The sequence below is a fragment of the Gordonia asplenii genome (genome assembly GCF_012933505.1).
Lineage (GTDB): Bacteria > Actinomycetota > Actinomycetes > Mycobacteriales > Mycobacteriaceae > Gordonia > Gordonia asplenii.
Window position 1 is genome coordinate 20,428 of sequence record NZ_JABBNB010000005.1, and the last position, 18,500, is coordinate 38,927.

General features: G+C 65.3%; 19 protein-coding genes and 1 riboswitch. Of the genes, 14 read left to right on the forward strand and 5 right to left on the reverse strand.

Annotation, left to right across the window (positions count from 1 at the left end; genetic code table 11):
* Positions 1-75 precede the first annotated feature (75 nt).
* From HH308_RS05800 to HH308_RS05810, 3 genes are all read left to right on the forward strand, one after another.
* The gene (locus HH308_RS05800) at positions 76-600 is read left to right on the forward strand and encodes a DUF6764 family protein (protein ID WP_312870407.1); all 525 of its coding nucleotides are present in this window, start codon (positions 76-78) and stop codon (positions 598-600) included.
* Positions 601-702: 102 nt separating this feature from the next.
* Positions 703-1,650: a polyphosphate kinase 2 gene (gene ppk2, locus HH308_RS05805; protein ID WP_170193243.1), complete on the forward strand. Its 948-nt coding sequence runs from the start codon at positions 703-705 to the stop codon at positions 1,648-1,650.
* Between the two features lie 10 nt (positions 1,651-1,660).
* Complete coding sequence (locus HH308_RS05810; RefSeq protein WP_170193244.1) at positions 1,661-2,476, forward strand: hypothetical protein; 816 nt, start codon at positions 1,661-1,663, stop codon at positions 2,474-2,476.
* On the opposite strand, the gene HH308_RS05815 is transcribed toward HH308_RS05810, so the two are convergent.
* Positions 2,473-3,111 (reverse strand): TetR/AcrR family transcriptional regulator, encoded by a 639-nt coding sequence (locus HH308_RS05815; protein WP_170193245.1) that lies wholly within the window; start codon positions 3,109-3,111, stop codon positions 2,473-2,475. The genes HH308_RS05810 and HH308_RS05815 overlap by 4 nt on opposite strands.
* Before the next feature lie 369 nt (positions 3,112-3,480).
* Here HH308_RS05815 and HH308_RS05820 point away from each other — a divergent pair, with 369 nt between their 5' ends.
* The 9 genes from HH308_RS05820 to HH308_RS05860 are packed head-to-tail and all read left to right on the forward strand — an operon-like array spanning position 3,481 to position 12,238.
* Complete coding sequence (locus tag HH308_RS05820; protein ID WP_170193246.1) at positions 3,481-4,338, forward strand: ABC transporter permease; 858 nt, start codon at positions 3,481-3,483, stop codon at positions 4,336-4,338.
* A gap of 4 nt (positions 4,339-4,342) precedes the next feature.
* On the forward strand, positions 4,343-5,380 hold the full coding sequence (locus HH308_RS05825; protein WP_170193247.1) for an MlaD family protein: 1,038 nt from the start codon (positions 4,343-4,345) through the stop codon (positions 5,378-5,380).
* Positions 5,377-6,399 carry an MlaD family protein gene (locus HH308_RS05830; protein ID WP_170193248.1) on the forward strand — a complete coding sequence of 341 codons (1,023 nt, stop codon included), beginning with the start codon at positions 5,377-5,379 and terminating at the stop codon, positions 6,397-6,399. The genes HH308_RS05825 and HH308_RS05830 overlap by 4 nt, the downstream gene beginning before the upstream one ends.
* Positions 6,387-7,433 (forward strand): MCE family protein, encoded by a 1,047-nt coding sequence (locus HH308_RS05835; protein WP_170193249.1) that lies wholly within the window; start codon positions 6,387-6,389, stop codon positions 7,431-7,433. The genes HH308_RS05830 and HH308_RS05835 overlap by 13 nt, the downstream gene beginning before the upstream one ends.
* 1 nt (position 7,434) lies before the next feature.
* Positions 7,435-8,550: an MlaD family protein gene (locus HH308_RS05840; RefSeq protein ID WP_170193250.1), complete on the forward strand. Its 1,116-nt coding sequence runs from the start codon at positions 7,435-7,437 to the stop codon at positions 8,548-8,550.
* The gene (locus tag HH308_RS05845) at positions 8,547-9,602 is read left to right on the forward strand and encodes an MlaD family protein (protein ID WP_170193251.1); all 1,056 of its coding nucleotides are present in this window, start codon (positions 8,547-8,549) and stop codon (positions 9,600-9,602) included. Before HH308_RS05840 ends, HH308_RS05845 begins: the two co-directional genes overlap by 4 nt.
* Positions 9,602-10,567 carry an MlaD family protein gene (locus tag HH308_RS05850; protein ID WP_170193252.1) on the forward strand — a complete coding sequence of 322 codons (966 nt, stop codon included), beginning with the start codon at positions 9,602-9,604 and terminating at the stop codon, positions 10,565-10,567. The genes HH308_RS05845 and HH308_RS05850 overlap by 1 nt, the downstream gene beginning before the upstream one ends.
* Positions 10,564-11,394 carry a hypothetical protein gene (locus HH308_RS05855; RefSeq protein ID WP_211188215.1) on the forward strand — a complete coding sequence of 277 codons (831 nt, stop codon included), beginning with the start codon at positions 10,564-10,566 and terminating at the stop codon, positions 11,392-11,394. Before HH308_RS05850 ends, HH308_RS05855 begins: the two co-directional genes overlap by 4 nt.
* A 1-nt stretch (position 11,395) precedes the next feature.
* On the forward strand, positions 11,396-12,238 hold the full coding sequence (locus HH308_RS05860) for an MlaE family ABC transporter permease (protein ID WP_170193253.1): 843 nt from the start codon (positions 11,396-11,398) through the stop codon (positions 12,236-12,238).
* 9 nt (positions 12,239-12,247) lie between these two features.
* Here the strand turns inward: HH308_RS05860 and HH308_RS05865 are convergent, their stop codons facing one another.
* Together HH308_RS05865 and HH308_RS05870 are read right to left on the reverse strand one after the other, a co-directional pair.
* On the reverse strand, positions 12,248-14,317 hold the full coding sequence (locus tag HH308_RS05865) for a prolyl oligopeptidase family serine peptidase (RefSeq protein WP_170193254.1): 2,070 nt from the start codon (positions 14,315-14,317) through the stop codon (positions 12,248-12,250).
* 73 nt (positions 14,318-14,390) lie between these two features.
* Positions 14,391-14,939 (reverse strand): TetR/AcrR family transcriptional regulator, encoded by a 549-nt coding sequence (locus HH308_RS05870; protein ID WP_211188216.1) that lies wholly within the window; start codon positions 14,937-14,939, stop codon positions 14,391-14,393.
* A 139-nt stretch (positions 14,940-15,078) separates the two neighbouring features.
* On the opposite strand from HH308_RS05870, the gene lpdA reads away from it, so the two are divergent.
* Together lpdA and HH308_RS05880 are read left to right on the forward strand one after the other, a co-directional pair.
* Positions 15,079-16,464 (forward strand): dihydrolipoyl dehydrogenase, encoded by a 1,386-nt coding sequence (lpdA, locus tag HH308_RS05875; protein ID WP_170193256.1) that lies wholly within the window; start codon positions 15,079-15,081, stop codon positions 16,462-16,464.
* Between the two features lie 8 nt (positions 16,465-16,472).
* Complete coding sequence (locus HH308_RS05880; protein ID WP_170193473.1) at positions 16,473-17,354, forward strand: DNA-3-methyladenine glycosylase family protein; 882 nt, start codon at positions 16,473-16,475, stop codon at positions 17,352-17,354.
* Positions 17,355-17,358: 4 nt separating this feature from the next.
* Here HH308_RS05880 and HH308_RS05885 read toward each other — a convergent pair whose 3' ends face one another.
* Positions 17,359-17,673: a DMT family transporter gene (locus tag HH308_RS05885; protein ID WP_170193257.1), complete on the reverse strand. Its 315-nt coding sequence runs from the start codon at positions 17,671-17,673 to the stop codon at positions 17,359-17,361.
* Positions 17,674-17,683: 10 nt separating this feature from the next.
* A riboswitch (guanidine-III (ykkC-III) riboswitch) is annotated at positions 17,684-17,746 on the reverse strand.
* Between the two features lie 4 nt (positions 17,747-17,750).
* Entirely contained in the window at positions 17,751-18,464 is a 714-nt protein-coding gene (locus HH308_RS05890) for a rhomboid-like protein (protein ID WP_170193258.1), read from the reverse strand.
* Positions 18,465-18,500: the final 36 nt, after the last annotated feature.

Sequence of the window (18,500 nt, forward strand, 5' to 3'; positions counted from 1 at the left end):
CACACGCGCGGTTGCCGCATCTGTAGGCTGACGTGCGTTGGGCAGGTCAGCGGGGCCGTCCGGGGAGAGGAATCAGTGCGAATCACCACTTTGTCGAAGTGCACAACACGGGTCATGGGCGCGGCGATGGCCGTCGCGGGGGCGGCGTTCTTGATCTCGGTCGGCGGGGGCAGCGCACAGGCCAACCTCTGCACCGCCGACAACGGTGGGCGGATGCAGCACGTCACCCCGGACAGCGCGTGTGCGGCGACGTCGGGCCCGGGCAGTCATGCCACCGCCGACGACGCGTCGTCGGCGGGCACCGCGATCGCCGTCGCCGACAAGGGCGGCAAGGCGACTGCACGTAACATGCAGCCCGGCTCGACCGCTCTGGCCGGCGCGAAGTACAACGGCACCGCCTACTCGGTGACCACCGGGCCGGGAGCGCAGTCGGTGGCGCAGGCGACCGCCGGGGCGACGGCGCTGGCCCTGGGCGGATGGGGCGGCCAGGCGTATGCGAGCCCCAAGGGAACCGCGTGCCTCGGTGGTTTCGCCGCCGCCTACGAGACGTCGAGCGGCAAGTTGTGCGTCCGATCGGGAGTCCTTTACTTCCAGAACTGAGAACCCCGCCCGGGGAGTAGTACGACGTCGGGGCCGACGACAGATCCGTCGAGTTCACCTGGAAGACATGTGCCGTTCGCGGTTGCTGCTTACCGTTGTGTGGTGACTGATCTTGAAGAGTTGGAACGCATCGGCCCCGACTTCAGTGCGGTGTCCGGCCGAGAGGCGCTACAGCAGCTGGTCGACCTCGCCGACACCACCGGATTCACCGTCAACGACGATGATGACGACGACCCCATTCTCCTCACCCTGCCCGAACGCAACGTCGTCGACACGTGGCGGGAGGACTATCCCTACGACGAGCGGATGAGCCGTCGGGAATACGAAGTGACCAAGCGTCGTCTGCAGATCGAGCTGCTCAAGCTGCAGAAATGGTCGAAGAAGACCGGCCAGCGCCACCTACTCGTCTTCGAGGGCCGCGACGCCGCGGGCAAGGGTGGCACCATCAAACGCTTCAACGAGCACCTCAACCCGCGCGGCGCGCACATCGTCGCACTGGAGAAGCCCAGCGAGCGCGAGTCCACCGAGTGGTACTTCCAGCGCTACGTGCAGTATCTGCCCGCCGGCGGCGAGATGGTCTTCTTCGACCGCTCCTGGTACAACCGCGCCGGAGTCGAGCGCGTGATGGGGTTCTGCTCCGACGAACAGCATTCGCGATTCCTCCAGCAGGTTCCGGCGTTCGAGAAGATGCTCACCGACGACGGCATCAGCCTGGTGAAGTTCTGGTTCTCGGTGACCCCACTCGAACAGCGGACGCGGTTCGCGATCCGGCAGATCGACCCGGTGCGGCAGTGGAAACTGTCGCCGATGGACCTCGCCTCGCTGGACAAGTGGGATCGCTACACCGCGGCGAAAGAAGAGATGTTCGCCGCCACCGACACCGACATCGCGCCGTGGACCGTGGTGAAGAGCAACGACAAGAAGCGGGCCCGGATCAACGCGATGCGTCACGTCCTGAGTCTGTTCGACTACGAGGGTAAGAACGACGATGTGGTCGGCGAACCCGATCCGCTGATCGTCGGACGCGCGCGCGATCTGGCGGGTGAGTAGCCTCTCTGGGGTGCGAAGTTTTGTAAGCGGCCTGGCGACGCTGATCGCCATCGTCGCGATCATCGTTGCGTTGCCGTCGTTGTGGGTCAAAGAACGGGTCATCGACCCGGAGGGATTCGCGACGACGGCGTCGACGATGGCCGAGAACTCCAAGATCCAGTCCTACATGGCCGACGAGATCGTCAATCAGGTGGTCACCGCGTCGAACGGTCTGGTACCCGCCCTCATCGCCAAGCCCATCGCGACCCGCTACACGGCCAGTGCCCAGTTTCGGTCCGACTTCGTCGACATCGCCTCGCAGGAGCACGCCTGGCTGTTCAATGAGGCGACGCCCGAGCAACGGGGCAAGCCGATGCAGCTCGACCTGACCAACATGGTCAATCGGGTGATCGCCTCGACCGGGCTGAGCGTGAAGGTTCCCGGCCCGATCACCGTCGACATCACCCGGGGCGCGGGCGACGGCCTGGAGGCCGGGCGCTATCACCATGTCGGCAGCCAACTCACGCTGATCGCCTACGTGAGCCTCATAGTCGCCGTCGTCGCGGCGTTGCTGGCGCTGGCGATCGGCCGACGTCGGGGCACCGTCCTGGCCTGGCTCGGCGTGGGCGCGGTGGCGTCGGCGGCGATCTCGTGGGGATTGGCCATCCTGTTCGCCCACCGCGCCAAGCAGGAGGTCTCGGCGACCGACGGCGGCGCGCGGCAGGTCGCCGAAGTGACGATCGACGGCGTGGTCAACGATCTGACGCATGTTGCGCTGATCGTCGGTGCGGTGGGACTCGGCGTCGCAGTAGTGGGAGTTGTTGTGCGCCTTGCCTTTCGGTTCTAGGCAGGCAGGTGGGTTTCGGCGGCCACCCGGTCGATCCACATCCGTATCGATTCGGTGAGGATCGCCGTCGATTCGCGCTCGCCGAGCGTCCCGACCCCGCGCAGCGTCGACAATCCGATCGCGAACGCGGTGATCGCGTTGGCGGCGCGGTCGAATGACGCCGAATGGGCTCGTGCCGCTTCGCTCGGGAGGTGGTCGTCGACCATGACGCGCACCGAGTCGACGGTGCTATCGATCGCATGTGCCGCCTTGTCCCGCTGATTCGGGTCGCGCAGAAGCGACAGCCCGTATTCGGCGGTCAACAACAGCATCGGGGTGTCGCGCGCGAACTCGCGCCACCACTGGGCGATGGCTTCCAGGCGTGCGTCGAGGTCGTCGCCGGCCGCGGTGAGCATGGCCAGGGCTTTGGCGATCTCGGCGGTGAAGCGGCGTCGCAGGACCGCGCAGCAGAGTTCCTCCTTGCTGGCGTAGTTGCTGTACACGGCGCCCACGGTGCGGCCGCAGTCGGCGGCGATCGTCGCGATCGACGTCGCGTGATAGCCGTTGGCCAAGAACAGCTTCTCGGCGGAGTCGACCAACTGTTCGCGGGTGACTGCCTGACTCTCGGCGCGGGTGAGCGCCTTGCGCCGTGCCATCGAATCTCCTCACTGCATTGCCGCGTACTTCACATAGCGGTATCACCTCAAATGTTACGCCGCTAGGTTTTCGAAGCGCCGCCGCCGGCGGGTCGATCGATCGATCCGAATATCCGTGCTCGGTCGTCTGTCCAAAACGGGTGAACGACGACGTCGGGTGTGGTTCAGTTCGTTCTATGCAAGTGCGGCGTGACTGATATTAAGCGGACTGATGAGTGGACGCTTCGGCTCGACGATGTGCTGTCGCGTAGCGGTGTTATCTGGATAGCGGTGTTCTGTTACGCTGTCGCCCGCCGGAGGTGAGCGGCGACACAGTACGTGGAAGACCGGTACGAGGAAGACCAGTACGAGGAAGAGGGGTGACGTGCGATGGGTGTGCCCGCCGCGTATGCACCGCGAGGCCTGGGGTGGCTCGTTCGGGTTCGTCGCCGCGGCGAGGACTCGCTCGCGCTGCTCGGACACTTCCTGTCGTTCGTGTACTACAGCTTCCGGTTCGCCCCGCAGGCGATGTGGCGGTTCAAGGGGCAGACCGTCCGCACCGTCACCGATCTCACCTGGGGACGCGGCGCGGTCATCGTCGGCGGCGGTACGGCGCTGGTCATGGCGGTCCTCGGGCTGGCCGCCGGAGCCACGGTCGCCATCGTCGCGCACGGAGTCCTCAACATGCTCGGCCTGGGCCCGATCGCCGGCTCGGTCTCGTCGTATGCGATCACCCGGGAATTCGCGCCACTGCTCGCCGCACTGGGTTTCGCCGTGCAGGCCGGCTGCCGAATGACCGCCGAGATCGGCTCGATGCGCATCAGCGAGGAGATCGACGCGCTGGAAGTCGTCGGCGTGCACTCGATTTCATTCGTCGTGTCGACCCGCGTGGTCGCCGGCATCCTCACCACCATCCCGACCTTCCTGATCGCCATCATCGCCAGCTACCTCAGCAGCGCCTTCGTCGTGCGGGTCAGCGGCGAGTCGTCGGGTGCCTATCAGCACTATTTCCAGCAGTTCGTGAACTTTCCCGACCTCGTGTTGGCCACCCTCAAAGTGGCCATCTTCATCGTGGCGGTGATCATCATCCATTGCTACAAAGGCTTCTTCGCCTCGGGCGGTCCGGAGGGCGTCGGCGTGGCCTCGGGGCGCGCGATCCGGGCGAGCCTCGTCGCCGTGGTCGGCCTGGACCTCGTGCTGACCGTCCTCTTCTGGGGTATCAACTCACCGTTCGTGTTCAGGGGCTGACGGCATGACCGACTTTCGCACCCCGGGCATGGCGGCATCGCCCGCGACGTTCGCCAAACGAGCGGTGATCGCCATCATCGTCACGGCAATCCTGGTGATCGGCGCGGTCGTGGTAACCGCCATGCTCCCCGACGACAACATGCACATCGCCATGCACACCGACGTCGTCGCTGGAGGCATCGAACCGGGAACCGCGGTGGTACTCAACGGCGACGAGATCGGGCAGGTGGCCTCGGTCCGCGCCGACGGCACCAAGTTCGTCGTCGGGCTGACGATCAACCCCGCCTATCGCGACCGCAAAGACGTCCTCACCAGCGCGATGCAGGTCACCTACGCGCCGAAGAATCTGTTCGGCATCGGCGCTGTCGAGCTCACCGCGCAGCCGGGCGGCGACCCGCTGAGCAACGACGCCGACTTCTACCCGGACACTCCGGTGGACTCGACGTTGACGACGTTGCTGCGCGGACTCAGCGACCTGCAGACCGAAGCCTTCGCCCCGTACGTCTCCGACATCCTGTCCAACGCCAACAAGGCCACCATGGGACTGCTGCCGGTCATCGGCACCGTCAGTGAGCTGGCGACCGAGATCGCCGACACCCAGAAGCTCCCGACGTCGGTGACGATGCCCCAGATGGCCGCGCTACTGAGCGGGTTGAATGCGACGACGGTGGCGGCGCTGCCCGGACTCCGGTCGCTGATGAGCTGGCAGGCGGCACAGCGACCCGGCTTCATCGACAAGGCGAACGACGGTCTGGGGGCTGCCTACTCGACGTTGCTGCCCATCATCAACGACATCCTCGGTAAGGACATCGGTCAGACGATGCCGCTGGTGCCGGCGCTGACGCAGATCGTCGCGCGGATTCAGCAGAGCTTCCCCGACTCCTACGACAACGGCTTGGAGATCGCCGCGTTGATCGAACGAATCCGGCGCGCGATGCCGGCCGGCGCCGACGGGCGGCCGATGCTCAACGTCGACGTCGTGCTGCGCGGCATTCCGGGCGTTACCGCAGCCCTGACGTCGCCGACGGGAGGACATCGGTGAAATCCGTCGTTCGGACCCTCGTCTACCTGGTGATCTTCGCGATCGTCGCCGTCGCAGGCGGCATCTTCATCGCGAATGCGATCAACCGCCCGACCGAAGGGGACTCGGCGTCGTACTCGGCGGAGTTCAGCAATGCCTCCGGGCTGCGGGTGGGCAACGACGTACGCGCGCTCGGCGTGCGAGTCGGCAAGGTCACCGCGGTGGCCCTCGACCGCCGCGACGAGACGTCGTTGGCGCGGGTCAGCTTCTCACTGTCGTCGAGCCAGCACATCTACTCCGACTCCAAACTGGCCATCCGCTACCTCAACCTGACCGGTATCCGGTACCTGGACCTGCAGCAGCGCTCGGCGACCGGACCGACCGCCGCGGCCGGGTCGACGATCGGACTGGAATCGACTGTCCCGTCCTTCGACATCACCACGATCTTCCACGGCCTGGCGCCGGTCTTCGCGGTGATGAGTCCCGACGACATCAACCACTTCTCCGAAAGCCTGCTCGCCCTGGTGCAGGGGGACGGCACCGGATTCAGTCGTCTCGTGGATTCGCTGAACAAGGTCCTCGCCGTCGTCGACGACCGTTCGGCGGTCGTCAATCTGTTGGTGAGCAACCTTCAGCAACTGTCGTCGTCGATCGGCGGCGGCGAGAATTCGCTCACGCCGATCATCGGATACCTGTCCAACCTGGGTTCGACGCTGGTACAGCTCATGCCCGACCTGCGCCATCTGGCCGACTATTCCAGTGACACCTTGGTCAGCACCGACAATTTCCTGGCGTCTCTCGGGCTGCGCGACAATCGCACCCCCGACCTCGACGTCTTCATCGGGCAGATCATGCCGATCGCCCAGTCGGTCGTCGGGTATCTGTCGCTGGCGCCCGGCATCCTGTCGGCACTCAACTCCGCGTTGCCGGTGCCCGGTACGACGGCGACGTCGTTCACCTGCTCGCGCGGCCGGGCGTCGGTGCCCGCGTCGATCGGAGTCTTCATTCGTGGAACGCAGGTGACGCTGTGCAAACGTTGACGGTCCTCTCCTGGCCGCGCAAGATCATCACGCGGCTCACCGACCCCCCCGCCCAGACGACTGCCCAGCAGCAACGGGGCGAGGTCCGGTGGGGCATCGCCGCGGTGATCGTGCTGGCCGTCGTCGGGCTGGTGGCCGTCGGAATCTACGTGTTGACGCCGGGCAAGGGGCATATCACGGCGAACTTCGACGAAGCCGGTCAGATCCGCACCGGCGACAGCGTCCGCGTCGCGGGAATTCCGGTCGGCAACGTCGTCGGGGTGAAGCTCGCCGGTGACCACGTCGCGGTCACGATGTCCGTGGACAAGAGCGCGTTCATCGGCAGTGATTCCACGGCCGACGTCAAGATGCTGACGGTCGTCGGCGGCAATTTCATCGACATCACCTCGATCGGTGATCGGCCGTTGGGCGATACGCCGATTCCGGTCACCCGGACGTCGGTGCCGTATTCGCTGACCGAGGTTTTTCAGATCGCCCAGCCCAAGATCAGCAAGATCGACGCCACACCGCTGCGTAAGACCCTGGTCGAATTGAATGCCGGATTCGCCGACAATCCGACCGCATTCCGCAGCGATCTGACGATTCTGTCGTCGATGTTGACGAACCTGAACCAGAAGCAGGACGAATTCGGCGCGATGCTGAAAATGGCGGGTGACTATACGAAGGTGGTCAACGCCAATGGCGATGTCATCACCGCTCTGGTCCAGAATCTGAGCCTGTTCTTCAGCGAATACGACGATTTCGGCAGACGCCTCAATTCGGCCGCCTTCGCGCTCACCGGAATCCTGGGAAAGGTCGCCGGCGTGCTCGCCTCCTATCGCGACGACATCGACCCGCTCGTACGGCAGCTCGACGCAATCGGAAAGCAATTCGGTCCGGTCTTGGCGCGATACACGCCGATGATTAACCAGGGACGCGATCTGATCAAGAAGCTCGAGGGAATGGTCGGGCCCGACGGTTCGGTGATCATCGACCAGAGCAAGACCGTGCTGGCGTCGGACTTCTGCGTGCCGGTCGCCGGATCGGGGTGCTGAGATGTTGCGCAAGATAGCGGGCTCCCCGTGGCTGGTGTCGGTCGGATCGATAGTGATCATCGCCCTGCTCGGCGTCGGCTATTTCGCCGTCGGCAAGGCGACCACCAAGTCGACTACCTATTGCGCCGAAATGCACGACGCCGTGGGTATCTTCACCGGCAATACGGTGACGAGGCGGGGAGTGGCGGTCGGTGAGATCACCGGCATCGACGCCGGGCCGTCGTCGGCGAAGGTGACCTTCACCGTCGACGGTGATCAGACGCTGCCCGCCGACGTCAAGGCGGCATCGGTGTCGCCGTCGATCATCGCGGTACGCCAACTGGCGCTGTTGGGCGACTACACCGGCGGCGCACGGCTGACACCCGGCCAGTGCATCGGCTTGTCGTCGACGAGCACGCCGGTGTCGATCAGCAAGTCGCTGGAGAGCATCGCCAAGGTCGGCAAGCAGCTGACCAGCGACGGCGGACCGCAAGAGCTCGCCGCGGTGATGTCCAGCGTCCGCAACATCAGCGGCGGGCTGGCCGGTACCGGGCCGATTCTGAACACGATCATCAAGCAGCTCGCGGTGGCGCCGAATACGCCGATCACCGGCGGACTCGCCGACATGGTGACGGTGATCGACAACGTCAGCGCCATGTCGACCGGCCTGGCGGATAACTGGGGTCTGGCCCAGCAGCTAGTCTCGGTGGTCAACCCGGTGCTCGGCACGACGATTCCGGCGCTCTTCGACGGCGTCCACGGACTCGGCACCTCGGTGCCGATCATCATCCAGGTGATCGCGAGTCTCGCGCAGCGCTACTCCCAGTTCGTGTGGCCCGCGCTCGACGTCGTGGTTCCGATCGCGCGGCTGATCGGCGCCGGCATGCGTAACTTCGGCGACCTGCTGGGCATCGTGCCGGTGCTCATCCGGGCGTTCAACGTCTCCTTCGACCAGCGAACGCTCGGCGTGCGGATCCGCTACAACCCGCCGAAGACCCGCATTCCGGCCAAGAATCCGGTGGCGACCTGCCAGAACATCAATCGGATCTTCCCCGGCCAATGCCACGTGTCCGGTCCCGACGGCATGGAGGTCGACGCCATCCGGATGGCCTTGATTCTGAGTGGAGCGGCCCGATGAATTCTCGTATCGTGTTGTCGCGCAATCTGATACGACGCTGGGTTGCCGCCGCGGTGGCGGCGTCGACGGTGGTCGGCGTTTCGGCGTGCAGCAGCTCGTTCAGTCCCGAACGACTTCCCACTCCGCAGTCGGTGAGCAACGGCTGGCCGCTGGACGTCGAGTTCGGCACCGTCAGCAACCTGCCCACCGCGTCGAAGGTGACCATCAACGGGATCCGGGCGGGCCTGGTGAAGTCGATCCGATCCGGCCCGACCGCTCCGATCGTGACCCTGTCGATCGACGACGGATTCGTCGTCGGCTCCGACGCACAGGTGGAGCTGCGCCAGGACACGCTGCTCGGTGACACCTACGTGGCGATCACCAATCCGTCCGACGCCTTCTCCAAACGGCTCGCCGCGGGGCAGAAGCTGACGAAGGACCACGTCAAGGCGCCGGTCCAGATCGAAGATCTGATGGTCAGCCTGTCCAACTTCCTGGGCAGCGGCAGTCTGCCCCAATTGGGCAACACCTTCGACAAGGTGAACGCCCAGTTCCCGGCGCAGCCCACCGAGGTGACCCGGGTGATGTCGACGATGGTCGGCACACTCAACGCCTTCGCCGACAATACGGCGGCGCTGACCACGATGCTCGATTCGGTCACCGGGCTCACCGGCGAATTGGCCACGGAACAGCAGACGCTGAAATTCCTGCTGAGTCCGCAGGGCGCGACCCAGATCAACGGCGACCTGCTGATTCTGTGGATCGCGAAACTGTTCGCGCGGGTCGACCACGGAATCACGCCGCTGCACCCTGCGATACCGCTGCTCAACGGATTGACGGGAGTGGTGGAGACGGTGATCAAACCCCTGCTCATTCCGGGCTGGCCGAATTACCACGGTCAGGCAGCGAATGCGACGGCGATGTACAACCTTCTGAACGACAAGATCATTCCGTTCCTCAAGGGCGTGCCCAATCTCAATATCCGTACGCTCGCGATCGCCAGCGGGACGAGCAATGCCGACCTCTCGGCGCAGATGGTCAAGGCTTTTAGGATCCTGGGGATGGTGCCCTGATGATGTCGGTCAACAAGGAATTGGGGATCAACGTCGTGACGTTCGCGGTGGTGATCGCGACCTGCGGGCTGTATCTGGCCGTCGGGGTATATCGCTGGAATCCGCTGACCGAGTACTCCACCGTCTCGATGCATCTGACGAATACCGATCTGGTGCTCGGCGGAACCGGGGTATTCGTCGACGGGGTTCGAGTCGGTGAAGTCTCGACCGTGAATGTCACACCGACCGGTGCCGATGTCACCCTGCGATATCCGAAGGAACAGCAGATCTCGCGCGATGCCAGCGTCGAGATCAGCATGCAGTCGGCACTCGGCGAGCCATACATCAACTTCGTGTCCGGTTCCGGCAACGGCCCCTATCTCGTCGACGGTGAACGCATCGCGGCGCAGCAATTGGTGCAGCCCGAGTCGATTCCCGGGATATTCGATCTGATCAACAATCTGTCGTCGGCGCTGGCGGCCGACCCGATGGCGTCGTTGTTGAGGACCGTGTGGCAGGCGCTCGACGGCACCGATCAGGCGCTCGGACAGATCAGCGACGGAAGCCGACTGATCGCCGGGGTGCTGCTGTCGCGATCCACTCAACTGCGCACGATGTTCGCCAACACGCAGCGCTACACCGGCGATCTCGGCTGGCTGATCGCTGCCGCGCCGCAACTCGGCACCGGTCTGGGACGCACCATGACCAGCGTCGGCAATGTGTTGCCCGTTCTGGAGCGGGTCGTCGACGGCTCGGACTTCGCCAAGAACCTGCCGATCATCGACCCCTTCCTGGCGCGATTGCACGAGTACCTCGCGAAGATCATTCCGCCGACGATGGACGCCGTCGGGCCCCTGATGCCGATCGCTACCGCACTGAATCAGACTCTGCCGCAAGTGAATGTGAGCCAACTGTTGTCCAATGCGCTACAGATGTTCGGGACCGACGGAGCCGCTCGACTGGTCGTGACGGTGCCGCCGAAATGACGACGACAGACGAGACGACACCCGCTGCGAATCAAGGAGAGACCGACGTGATGACCGACGAGACGACCACCGACGCGGTGTCAGGGGAGCCGGTGTCGGAGGAGCCGGCGTCGAGCGACGATGCGACGACGAAAGCGGCGCCGGCGAAGGGCGCCTCGCCGGTGCGCAAGACGGCCGCGAAGAATCCCGTTCGACGCCCCGCGGCGAGCACCCCGGTCAAAGCGCCTCGGCAGGTCACCCTGTCGGTCCGTTCGATCGTCGCCTCGGTGGTGCTGATCGCCCTGGTCGTGGCGCTCGGTGTCTTCCTCGTCCGCGACATCTCCGCGCGCAAGGACCTCAACGACCTGCGCGCCGACGTCGCCGATCGCGCCGCGGCCGAGAACGTCGCCGGAAAGTACGCGGTAAACGCCGCCACCCTCGACTACCGCGACCTCACACCATGGATCGCCAACATGAAGAAGGGCGTCAGCCCCGACCTGCAGAAACAGTACGACCTCATCGGCCAGACGATGGACCAGGTTCTCACCCCGCTGCGCATGCAGACGACCGCCGACCTGATCGTGGCGAAGACGGTCAGCACCTCCGGCGACATCTTCCGGGTGCAGGCCGTCGTCGACGTGAACACCAAGTCGGTGCAGACACCCAACGGCAGCAATACCACCGCCACCTACACGCTGACCCTGGACCGCTCGAAGGACTGGATGATCACGTCGGTCGGCGATCCGACGTCGGCGATTCCGCAGGCGATCGGCGGCACGACCACCACGCCGACGCCGAGTTCTGTCGCACCGTCGCCGGCGCCCGCGTCGACACCGGCGGGTGGCTGACATGACCGCCGCAGCGGTTTCGGCGGGACCGTCGGTCGGGTCGGTTCTGAAGAAGAACCTCCGGTCCAACGCACTGGGTCCAGTGCAGACGCTGGGCCGCACCTTCCACCTCGCCGCAACCGCCGTCGCCACGCTGCTGATCGACATCTTCCGGTGGCGGGTGAAGATGAAGGAAGCGGTCTTTCAGGCTTGGTACATGGTGAGCGTCACGGCGGTTCCGGCTTTCCTGATGGCCATCCCGTTCGGGGTCATCGTGACCGTCCAGATCGGCAACGTCATCAATCAGCTCGGGGCACAGTCACTTCTCGGTGCCGGGTCGGGTTTCGCGGTGATCCAGCAGGCCGCGCCGCTGGCCTCGGGAATGTTGCTCGGTGGTGCCGGGGCGTCGGCGATCGCGGCGGATCTGGGAGCGCGCACCGTGCGCGAGGAGATCGACGCCATGCGCGTCATGGGCATCGACCCGATCCAGCGGCTCGTGGTGCCGCGCATCATCGCCTCGGTGGTCGTGGCGCCGCTGCTGGCACTGTTCATCGTGTTGGTCGGCGTGATCTCGGCGTTCTATCTGTCGATCACCCTGCAGGGCGTCGGTCCGGGCAGCTACTGGCAGTCGTTCGGTGCATTCGCGTCGGTGCGCGACCTGCTCTTCGCGCTGGTGAAGGCCATGATCTTCGGCTTCATGATCTCGGTCATCGGATGCCAGCGCGGTCTGGAAGCGCGGGGCGGACCGCGCGGCGTCGCCGACGGAGTGAACGCGACGGTCGTCGTGTCGACCGTCGCGATCATCATCGTCAACATGCTGCTGACGCTGGTCTACACCGTCTTCTTCCCCATGCAGCTGGGGTGAGTGTCGCCGCTACTTCGCCAGCTGCTCCCATAGGAATTCGTACGCCAGCGACGTCATGAAGGCGGCCTGTTTGTTGTCGGCCGCGCCGCCGTGGCCGCCTTCGATGTTCTCGTAGTAGAGCGGGTGGTTGCCCATTTCTTCAAGTCGCGCAACGAGTTTGCGGGCGTGTCCGGGGTGCACGCGGTCATCGCGGGTCGACGTCGTGACCAGAATCGCGGGGTAGTCGACGTCGGCGACGATGTTCTGATACGGCGAGAAGGGGCGGATGAACTCCCATTCCTCCGGGTTGTCGGGGTCGCCGTACTCGGCCATCCACGACGCTCCGGCGAGCAACTTGTGATAGCGGCGCATGTCGATCAGCGGCACCTGGCAGACGAGCGCCCCGAACAGTTCGGGGTAGCGGGTCAGCATGACGCCCATCAGCAGCCCGCCGTTCGAGCCGCCCTGCGCGCCGAGTTGTTCCACCGTGGTGATGCCGTCGGCGACGAGTGCCCGCGCGACCGCGGCGAAGTCCTCGTACACCTTGTGGCGTCCCGCTTTCACCGCCTGGGTGTGCCAGCTCGGCCCGTATTCTCCACCGCCGCGGATGTTGGCGATGACGTAGGTCCCGCCGAGCTGCACCCAGTTGCGCCCCGACACCGCCGAATACCCCGGCACAAGCGCGTTCTGGAACCCGCCGTAGCCGTAGAGCAGGGTCGGACCGGGCCCGACGTCGGAGCGGCGGACGAGGAAATACGGAATCTGGGTGCCGTCGTCCGACGTCGCGAACCGCTGCTCGACGACGACGTCGGTGGCGTCGTACTGGGCGGGAGCCTGTTTGATCGCCGCGACCGACCCCGCCGAGGTGTCGCCGTGCAGGAATGTCGGCGGAAGCGTGAAAGTGCTTGCGTTCAAGAAGATTTCGTCGCTGACATCGGGGTCGACGTCGTAGACGGTGACGGTGGCGAACGGCGGAATGCCGGCCAATTCCACCGGAGCCCAGTCGCCGAGGGTGCGCACGTCCAGCTGCGTCCGCACGTCGTGCAGGGTGGTCATGATCAGGTGGGAACGCGTGCAGACGAAAGCGGCCAGGCTCGTGTGGTCGTCGGGCGTGAACAGCACGGTTGCGCTGCGATCGCCCGCCAGATAGGCGCCGTAGTCGAAGACGATCAGTGTGCCCGGCGCGTAGGTGGCGTCGTCGAGCTGCCACTGCGAGCGGGGCAGCACGAACAGCCAGTTGTTGCGAATCCCCGCGACGGCATCGGTGGGCACGTCGACCAGGATCAGCTCGTCGCCGCGGATCTCGTACATTTCTGAGTTGTAGAAATCTGTTGAGCGCGAAGCGAAATGGCGTTCGTAACCGGGCGTGTCGTCGAAGCTGGCGCCCACCGAGACATCGTTGGTGGTACCGCTGAAAACGATCGGTGCGTCGTCCAGCGACGTGCCGCGGACCCACTTCTTCATGATCCGCGGATACCCGGAGTCGGTCATCGAGCCGGTGCCGTCGGGTTGTTCGCCGAAGTCGGTGCCGACGTAGACGGAGTCGACGTCGATCCACCCGATACGTGACTTGTTCTCCGGCAGGTAGAAGCCGCCGTCGGCGGGGTCCACCCAGCTGCGGGTGACGAGGTCGAACTCGCGGATGACCGTCGCATCGGCACCCCCGCGTGACAGCGAGACCAGCGCATGCCGGTATTGGCCGTCCGGGTCGTCGCCGGGCAACAGCGTCGAGCGCAGCACGGTGCCGCCGCCCCACACCCAGTTCTCCTCTTCCGCGCGAGAAAGTTCGTCGACGTCGATGATGACGTCCCACTCCGGTGCGTCGGTGCGGTAGGACTCCAACGTCGTTCGGCGCCACAGGCCCTTCGGATTCGCCGCGTCGCGCCAGAAGTTGTACAGATAGGCGCCGCGCCGCGAGACGTACGGGATGCGGTCGTCGGAATCGAGGATCTCCAGCGTCTGAGACTGCATGTCGGCGAAGCGTTGCGATCCGGTCAGCGCGGCGACGGTGGGGTCGTTGTGCGCGCGGACCCAGGCCAGCGCGTCGTCGCCGGTGACGTCTTCGAGCCAGAGGTAGGGGTCGTCTGCGGTGGTGGTCACTCGGTCGACAATACTGCGCCGAGTGCCACCGGATCGGGAACCTCACCCGTTCGAATGGGGCAGCGCGTTGCGGTTACGGCGCCGACAGACCCGCGATGACGAATCCGCGAAGTGCCGCCACCGCGTCGTCGGACAATGGGGCGTCGGTGCGGCTGAAACTGCGCATCAGCAGGTCGAAGGCGAGCGCCCAGCGACGCCGGGCGAGTGCCGCGTCGACGTGGGTGAGCAGCGCGCTCCAGGTGTCGAGGGTGAACCACCGGCCGTGCCAACTGGACTGATCGGCATCGTCGACGACGCGCGCCAGCAGGCGCAGATACAGGCGACCGTTCGGTTGCGCGTTGAGCTCGAGGAAGGGGGCGAGGATGGCGTCGACGACTTCGGTCACCGACGGATCGGCTCCGAGTGCTTCGAGGGGTTGTGCCCAGTAGGGCGCGAGGCGCTCGTTGAGCAGTGCGACGACGAGGTCTTCCTTCGTGCCGAAGTGGTAGTGCACCGCTGCGACGTTCGCGTGTGCCGCGCCGCAGATCGATCGCACCGACACCGCGTCGTACGGGGCGTCGGCGAGCAACTCCTCGGCGCATTGCAACAGGCGATCACGCGTGCTCACGGCGGTGGAGGTCATGGGGATCATCAAACCACATGCCCAACAGCGATTGAAGCGTCGATTGAATCGGGGTTCGGGGCCCGTCCGCACGAGATGCTACCGACGGGTACCCCGGGACCTGCTGCGACGCCCGCGCGCGAAGACTAGTCTGACCATCGTGTCAGAACACTTCGAAACAGTTGTCCTCGGTGCAGGTCCAGGTGGGTACGTAGCCGCGATCCGGGCGGCCCAGTTGGGTCAGAAAACCGCAGTCATCGAAGAGAAGTACTGGGGAGGTGTGTGCCTCAACGTCGGCTGTATTCCGTCGAAAGCGTTGCTGCGCAACGCCGAACTGGCGCACATCTTCAATCATCAGGCGTCGACCTTCGGTATGTCGGGGAGCGTGAGCTTCGACTTCGGAGCCGCCTTCGACCGCAGTCGCAAGGTCTCCGAGGGCATCGTCAAGGGTGTCCACTTCCTGATGAAGAAGAACAAGATCACCGAGATCGACGGCTACGGGGTGTTCAAGGACGCCAAGACGATCACGGTAGGCGACCGTGAGATCACCTTCGACAACGTCATCATCGACACCGGCTCGACCGTCAAACTGCTGCCCGGCGTCGAATTGTCCGACAATGTCGTGACCTACGAGACGCAGATCCTCACCCGCGAACTGCCGTCGTCGATCGTCATCGTCGGCGCGGGCGCCATCGGCATGGAGTTCGGCTACGTGCTCGCCAACTACGGCGTCGACGTCACCATCGTCGAGTTCCTCGACCGTGTGCTCCCCAACGAGGACAAGGACGTCTCCAAGGAGATCGCCAAGCAGTACAAGAAGCTCGGCGTCAAGGTTCTCACCTCGACCAAGGTGCAGTCGGTGACCGACAACGGATCGTCGGTCACCGTGAGATACATCGACGCCAAGGACCAGCCCGGTGAGATCAGCGTCGACAAGGTGCTCATGTCGGTCGGCTTCGCCCCGCGGGTCACCGGCTTCGGACTGGAGAACACGGGTGTGGAGCTGACCGAGCGTGGCGCCATCGCCATCGACGACTTCATGCGCACCAACGTGGCCGGCATCTACGCGATCGGCGACGTGACCGCGAAGCTGCAGCTCGCGCACGTCGCCGAGGCGCAGGGCGTCGTCGCGGCCGAGACGATCTCCGGTGCCGAGACGATGGCGCTCGGTGACTATCGGATGATGCCGCGGGCCACCTTCTGTCAGCCGCAGGTGGCGTCGTTCGGCCTCACCGAAGAACAGGCGAAGGCCGAGGGCTACGACGTCAAGGTCTCGACGTTCCCGTTCTCCGCCAACGGCAAGGCGCAGGGTCTCGCGGAGACCGCGGGCTTCGTCAAGCTGATCACCGACGGTGCGAACGACGAACTGATCGGCGGGCACCTCGTCGGCGACAACGTCTCCGAGATGCTGCCCGAGCTGACCCTCGCCCAGAAGTGGGATCTGACCGCGAAAGAGTTGGCGCGCAACGTCCATACTCACCCGACCATGTCCGAGGCGCTGCAGGAGACCTTCCACGGCGCCATCGGCCACATGATCAACCTCTGAGTTCCCCACTGGCAGGTTCGACGCCGAGAACTCGCGACTGGACGCCGCCGTGGCCCCTGGACATCGGGGCCACGGTCGGCGTCCATCGTCGTGGTGGGGGTGACCCGGCTTTCCGGGTCGACGCCGGGGGAGCGATCACCCGGGCGAGTCACACACCGGACGGTCCGGGGACGTTGCGGATCACGGCGTCGTCGGGCGTGGTGACCGGAACGGCGTGGGGGCCGGGTGGCGTCTGGATGCTCGATCAACTACCGGATCTGCTTGGCGCACAAGATGATCCGAGTCTGGTGCCGTCGGGAAATCCGATCGTCGACGACTTGGTCCGACGGTCGAGGGGATTTCGGATCGGGCGCAGCGACCGGGTGTGGGAGGCGCTGGCGGCGTCGATCCTGGAACAGAAGGTCGTCGGGGCCGAAGCGTGGCGGGCGTGGCGGTATCTGGTGCGCAGATTCGGGGAGCCGGCGCCCGGCGTCGACGGGCTGTGGGTGCCGCCGCCGCGTGCGGTGTGGGCCGACATCCCGAACTGGGACTGGCATCGCAGCGGTGCCGAACCGGTACGGATGCGCACGATTCGCGGGGCGTCGAGCGTCGACGTCGAGCGGCACGCCGACCGGCTGACGGTGCTGCGCGGCGTCGGACCGTGGACCGAGGCCGAGGTGCGGGCCCGCGCCGTCGGCGACCCCGACGCCGTGCCGGTTGGCGACTTCCACATCCCCAACGTCGTGGGGCACGCACTGATCGGCGAGCGCATCGACGATGCACGGATGCTGGAGTTGTTGGAACCCTTTGCGGGACAGCGGGGTCGGGTGATCCGGCTCATCGAGCGGTACGGTCCGCGGCCGCAACGTCGGGGACACCGGATGTCGGTGCGCGACTATCGGGGGATCTGAGTGGTCAGTGCAGCGCCTTCAGGCCGATGACACACCCCACGATCCCGACGATGAACAGGATCTTCAACCACGACGCCGACTCGCCGCCGGTGGCCATCGCATAGGTCACGGTGAGGGCGGCGCCGATGCCGACCCACACGGCATACGACGTTCCGGTCGGCAGGGTGCGCATGGCGTAGGCCAGGCCGCTCATCGACAGAATCAGGGCGACACCGAAGACGATCGACGGGATGGGGCGGGTGATGCCGTCGGACTTACCGAGGGCGGTGGCCCAAACGGCTTCCAACACACCGGAAACGACGAGAACGATCCATGCCATTGCACACACTCCTGCACCGTCTTTGCATCGGTCGGGTACGGTGCGCTCGTCCGTTTGTCATCGTTGACGTCGTCAACCTAGCACGCTCGACGAACCGGTGAGACCTCTGGTGAGGAGTGTCTCCATCGTCGGATGAGCCGGCGGACGGTAACCGCCGGGTCCCATTGGTCGTCGGTCTTCCCACGTACCACCGGATAGCAGGCGAGGCCGATCAACACCGACGAGAAGTGGCCCAGCGCAGTGAATGTGGGGGCGACGAGCAGCGGGACCGCATAGCTGACGAGCACTCCGGCCAGGTAGGCCCACCGCCACGGCCTGGCGATGTGATACGTCAGGACGGCGACGATGGTGGCGAGGAAGTAGCTGACGCCGACGTCCTGGGTGTCGCGCATCGAACCGTTGGCGATCCCGTCGCGGATCGCCAGCGCGAGTGCGCCTTCGCTGACGAAGGTCGCGATGACGTGCCCGGTGAACCCGATTGCCAGCCAACGGAATGAGCCGAGCCAACGCTCGGCGGGAGCGTGGAAGATCACGTAGCTGATCGCATAGGGGAACCAGTATGCGGCGTCGCCGCCGCCGTCGAGCCACCAGAGGCTCATCACGATGACGCGAAGCGGATCCGTCGTCAGCTGGTCGATGTTGGTCGACCGGTGAACGAGGATCGCATCGAGGAATTGGGGCGACACGGCGTGCTGGACCGACGTCGTAGCGAGCAGGACGGCGAGCCAGATGAACGTGAGCGGGGATCGGCGCAGGTATGTCCACACCGTTGTGAATACGCGTCGCCACATAGTGGGATTGTCGCTCAAGGGTGCTGTCATAGCCAA